This window comes from Paenibacillus sp. P3E (assembly GCF_001909045.1).
Taxonomy (GTDB): Bacteria; Bacillota; Bacilli; order Paenibacillales; family Paenibacillaceae; genus Paenibacillus_AQ; species Paenibacillus_AQ helianthi.
Map to the genome: position 1 here is coordinate 1 of NZ_LVWH01000061.1, position 4617 is coordinate 4617.

The window sequence follows — 4617 nt, forward strand, 5'->3', positions numbered from 1 at the left end:
ATATATATCTAAACTATATTCATCCTGTTAATTTTGGATAATTGTATTGTATAGGAGAGTGCCCTCATTGCAGCTTGATAAAATTGTAAATTACCACAAAGCTTTGTCTGACCCAACACGTTTACGGATTCTTCTGTTGCTGTCCAAAGGGGAGGTTCACGGGCAGGCCTTGGCAGAAAAGCTGAATTTATCGCAACCCACCGTGACGCATCATGCCGCGAAACTGCGGGAAGCCGCGCTAATCACAGAGCGTAGAGACAAGAACACGGTATATTTTATGCTGAATCCCGAGTTTATTCAGGCCGGTTCGGATGCATCACTAAAGTTTATTTTTTCCAAGGGGGTGGAAGATATGGAGAAAGAGTCACCAGATACAAGCCTGAAGGATTCGGTGCTGCGTAATTTCTTCGCCAAAGACGGGCGCTTGCGGCAGATCCCCGCTCAGTACAAGAAGAAGCTGATTGCTCTGCAGTATATGGTCGAAAAGCTGGAGCCGGGCGTAGTCTATACGGAAAAAGAGATCAACGAGTTCATTAAACCATTCCATGAAGACTATGCAACCATTCGCCGAGAGTTCATTATGCATCAATTCATGTACCGGCAGAATGAACACTATGAACTGAATCCGCCCGAGTTATGGACACATTGGGAAAATGTCAAATAATGATCTAAAGATTGGGTATTTTCTGTGACAAAAGACAGGCAAGCTGATTAAATGTCTGAATAACGAATAAAATGGAATTGTAAGCGTTATCTGACATATACTTCGAAAGGAGACTTTCAGTATGATATTCAAGCGCGCCAAGAAAAATACGTCCACTGTCCCTATCACTGTTACCTTACCGCAGATCAAGCAGGCTGTAAGGCAATTTGAAGAAGATATGCCCGCTCCTATCAACCGTACGGCTCTACTATTAGAGGATAAAAGCATTGATCTAAGCCGGCTTACCCGTTATTTAGGCGGTATACCCCAGCAAAAGTTTTATATGTCCCGCGAAACCTTTGAGATTTTTGAGGAAGCTGACAAGCTCGTGCCTTATTATCTGGATTTGGTGCAATCGGCTGTAGATAACTATATCAGTGATACTGGCAAGCTCCCGCTGATTGAGGATGCCTGGTTACCCGAGGTGCATTACCGGCTGCTCGCCAGTGAACGGTATCTGAAGGAAACTCCGCCTTTTCCCTTATATATTACCGAAGAGGAAATGATGCTTACGCATCGGCCGGAGCATTTTGAATAACGGGATACGAATCCGCGGACTGTTCAGTTGAAGGGGGAAGCCCTCTTTTACCGGAATGGTCTTTTCTTTGCGCGTTCCCCCATAGTACAATGGATTTCTGACTGCTACGGAATGAAATTCGAGGAACAAGGGGAACTTGGAATGAGAAAAGTACAAGCTTTGCTGTTTGATCTGGATAACACGCTAATGGACCGCGACCATACATTTCGCAGCTTTAGCCGGAAGTTCGTGCAGGATTTTCTGGGCCATTTGGAGCCAAGAGAGGCAGAGCGGGTTGTGGAGGACATCATCCTCAGAGATGCGGACGGATACCGGGATAAGGATGGTTTTTTTGCCGAACTAAGTGACGTATTGCCCTGGCAAAAACCACTATCAGCTATAGACATACGTGCATATTATGACAAGACTTATATTACTCACGGAGCGCTTATGAAGCATGCTGCCCATATTCTGGAATATTGCCGGGAGCGCGGATATATCCTGGGTCTGGTGACGAACGGCAAGAAGGATATCCAATATGGCAAAATCGATCTGCTTCAGCTTCGCGGGTACTTCAAGGCGATCGTGATCTCCGGAGAGGTTGGGATCAGCAAGCCTGATCCGGAGATCTACCGGCACGCACTGGATAGGCTGGGTGCAGCCGCAGAAGAAACCTTGTTTATCGGGGACCATCCGGTAAATGATATCTGGGGAGCAGCCAAGGCTGGAATGGAGACCATATGGCTAAAACGCAATCATCCGTGGGATGAACAGCTGGATGCCCTTCCTTGGAAAACCATTCATGAGCTGGATGAACTGAAGACTATAATATAGCGGCATATGATTGCGGGGTTGACAATATAATGCAGCTCCGTTTATCATTACACCATATTAGTTCGGAAGGAGACGATGTTATATGACAGTTTATACGGTTACTTCGTTATCGGTAAATACTGCTCAGGATACGTGTCTTCCGGGAACAGCGGCTGCAGTGTAAGGATTGCAGTTTAGCAGGCAAGCTCTATGATGCCTTTTAGAGCCGCCGGGAACCGTATCGGTTCCGGCGGCTTTTTTGCGTGTGTATATTGCAGCGTTTGTTTTTGCTGTAACTGCCGCGCACGGAAATTACTGGACTGTCCCTTCACAGGGGAGAGCCCGCACTTTTCGTATATGCTTTTATAAGCAATTTTCTTGCCAAAGGCAAAAGAATTGCTATGTGGGAGCTGCCGCCGGAATGAGGATTCCGGCGGTTTTTTTGTGTTCCGGGAAGTATGTGAAAGAGACAGTATCAGTCAGGATGCATTAAAAAATTCAAAAAAAAAACATTCAGGAGGCAATAATGACAATAGAACAATACGGCTGGAACAAGAGCTGGCAGAGCAAGTGGAAAGATAAACTTAATGGGTATGAAGGGAAGGAATATGTACCGGGAAGAATTATAGGGGACTTCGGCAGCAAGTACCGCGTGATGGCAGAGACCGGGGAAACTTGGGGCGAACTGGCCGGCAAGCTTAGACACACACTGACGGACTCCGGAGAATATCCGGCCATCGGCGATTGGGTGGTTCTGGTGATGCAGGATGGCGGCGAACATGCCGTGATTCATGGGGTCTTGCCCCGTCATAGTGTAATCTCCCGGAAGGTAGCGGGAAATACGCTGGATGAGCAGATCGTAGCCTCCAATGTTGATACATTGTTCCTGGTCTGCGCCTTGAATGATGATTTCAATGTCCGGCGGATGGAGAGATACCTGATTATGGCTTGGAACAGCGGGGCGAATCCGGTCATTTTGTTAACCAAAGCTGATCTCTGCCTGGATGCGGAGAGTAAAATCTCGGAGATGGAGCGGACAGCGCCAGGTGTAGCCATCCATGCAGTCAGTGCTTTGCTTGGGGACGGGCGGGAAGAACTGCTGCCATATATCAGCCCAGGGCAGACCGTAGCTCTTACCGGTTCCTCAGGCTGCGGCAAATCGACGATGGTCAATTGGCTAAGCGGCCGTAATCTTCAGCTTACCCAGGACGTAAGAGAAGGAGACAGTCGGGGACGGCATACGACAACCCACCGGGAAATGTTCATTTTGCCGGATGGAGGAATCATTGTGGATACTCCAGGAATGCGTGAGCTGCAGCTATGGGAGGACGAAGGCGGACTTGATCTTGCCTTCAGCGATATCAGCGTACTTGCCGCCGGATGCCGTTTCAGTGACTGCAGGCATGATCAGGAAGAAGGCTGTGCTGTACTTGAGGCTGTGGCAAGCGGGGAACTGGATGAGAAACGGCTCTGGAATTACCGCAAAACCCAGCGTGAACTGCAATATCAGAGCAGCAAGGAAGTGAAGCAGAAGCGGAAAACTGCTGCTGCTGCAACGAAGGCGGGAAGTAGCCGTACCCGGAATTCAAGCTGGCGCCGTGAGCTGGACGATTTATGATCGAAGTATCTGCATAGAACGAAAGGGACCCTTGCAGCCGTTGAACGGCTGTAAGGGTCCCTTGACTTTTGTCTGGCGGAAACGACTAAATAAGCAGCCCGCCAAACTATATATAAATAAAAGTCCGGATGATGTGAAAGAGGAGATATCTGTAAAAAGTGCGGATGCTTAAATTCTTACCGGACTTTTAACGCTGTCTCACCATTTAGAACGATGCAGCTGCAGATTTAGCCAATTCCAGGCCGTTATTGATAATTTCTGCAGATTGCTGCGGATTCTGGTTGTGTCCTTCGATAATCACCTGAGTTGTTTCCTTGAAGCCCCAGAAGTTCAGCATACCTGCTACATAATTCACAGCCATTTCTGCAGTAGCAGCCGGACCTTCGGAATAAACGCCGCCTCTGGCATTCAGAATCACTGCTTTTTTGTCAGTCACGAGACCCACTGGACCTTCAGCGGTGTATTTGAAAGTAATGCCAGCTTGGCTCAGGTAGTCGATGTACGTATGCAGCACAGCTGGAACAGTCAAGTTCCACAATGGGAAGGCAAACACTACTTTATCTGCAGCCAGGAATTGATCAATATATTTTTTTACTACAGCAGCGCCGGCAGCTTCTTCAGGAGTAGCTTCATAGCCTTGACCAGCCTTGTACATCCCTGTAATCAATGTGTTATCGTAGTATGGAAGTTGTTCAGCGAACAAATCAAGTTCTGTAATTGTGTCCTGCGGATGAGTTTCCTTGTAGCTTGCCAGGAAAGCGTTATACAGTTGAACACTTACTGCTTGATCTGCTGGGCGGTTATTTGCTTTAATGAAAAGTACGTTTGACATTATGATTTCTCCTTAAGTTTCGTTTATTTATTAACTAACGTTAATATAGCATTTAATTATTTGTTTGTAAATATCCATAAGATAAAATTTTTTTATTCGACACCAAAGCGCTTTTCTTTGCACAGCTACCACAT

The 4617-nt window shown here is 47.0% G+C and carries 5 protein-coding genes; 4 read left to right on the forward strand and 1 reads right to left on the reverse strand.

The genetic code is table 11. The annotated features are described in order from the left end of the window. Positions 1 to 67: 67 nt before the first annotated feature. The 4 genes from A3842_RS07515 (at position 68) to rsgA (ending at position 3651) form a co-directional block, all read left to right on the forward strand. Entirely contained in the window at positions 68 to 664 is a 597-nt protein-coding gene (locus A3842_RS07515; protein WP_074086213.1) for a DUF2087 domain-containing protein, read from the forward strand. Positions 665 to 785: 121 nt separating this feature from the next. Next, positions 786 to 1241: a DUF3939 domain-containing protein gene (locus A3842_RS07520; RefSeq protein ID WP_074086214.1), complete on the forward strand. Its 456-nt coding sequence runs from the start codon at positions 786 to 788 to the stop codon at positions 1239 to 1241. Between the two features lie 141 nt (positions 1242 to 1382). Next, positions 1383 to 2054: an HAD family hydrolase gene (locus A3842_RS07525; RefSeq protein ID WP_074100953.1), complete on the forward strand. Its 672-nt coding sequence runs from the start codon at positions 1383 to 1385 to the stop codon at positions 2052 to 2054. 505 nt (positions 2055 to 2559) lie between these two features. Next, the gene (rsgA, locus tag A3842_RS07530) at positions 2560 to 3651 is read left to right on the forward strand and encodes a ribosome small subunit-dependent GTPase A (protein WP_074100954.1); all 1092 of its coding nucleotides are present in this window, start codon (positions 2560 to 2562) and stop codon (positions 3649 to 3651) included. A gap of 205 nt (positions 3652 to 3856) precedes the next feature. On the opposite strand, the gene A3842_RS07535 is transcribed toward rsgA, so the two are convergent. Continuing rightward, on the reverse strand, positions 3857 to 4483 hold the full coding sequence (locus A3842_RS07535) for an FMN-dependent NADH-azoreductase (RefSeq protein WP_074086217.1): 627 nt from the start codon (positions 4481 to 4483) through the stop codon (positions 3857 to 3859). Positions 4484 to 4617 lie beyond the last annotated feature (134 nt).

Bases quoted from the DNA above. Each gene is read 5' to 3' on its own strand.
- A3842_RS07520 (WP_074086214.1), top strand. From the start codon at position 786: ATGATATTCAAGCGCGCCAAGAAAAATACGTCCACTGTCCCTATCACT.
- A3842_RS07525 (WP_074100953.1), top strand. From the start codon at position 1,383: ATGAGAAAAGTACAAGCTTTGCTGTTTGATCTGGATAACACGCTAATG.
- rsgA (WP_074100954.1), top strand. From the start codon at position 2,560: ATGACAATAGAACAATACGGCTGGAACAAGAGCTGGCAGAGCAAGTGG.
- A3842_RS07535 (WP_074086217.1), bottom strand. From the start codon at position 4,483: ATGTCAAACGTACTTTTCATTAAAGCAAATAACCGCCCAGCAGATCAA.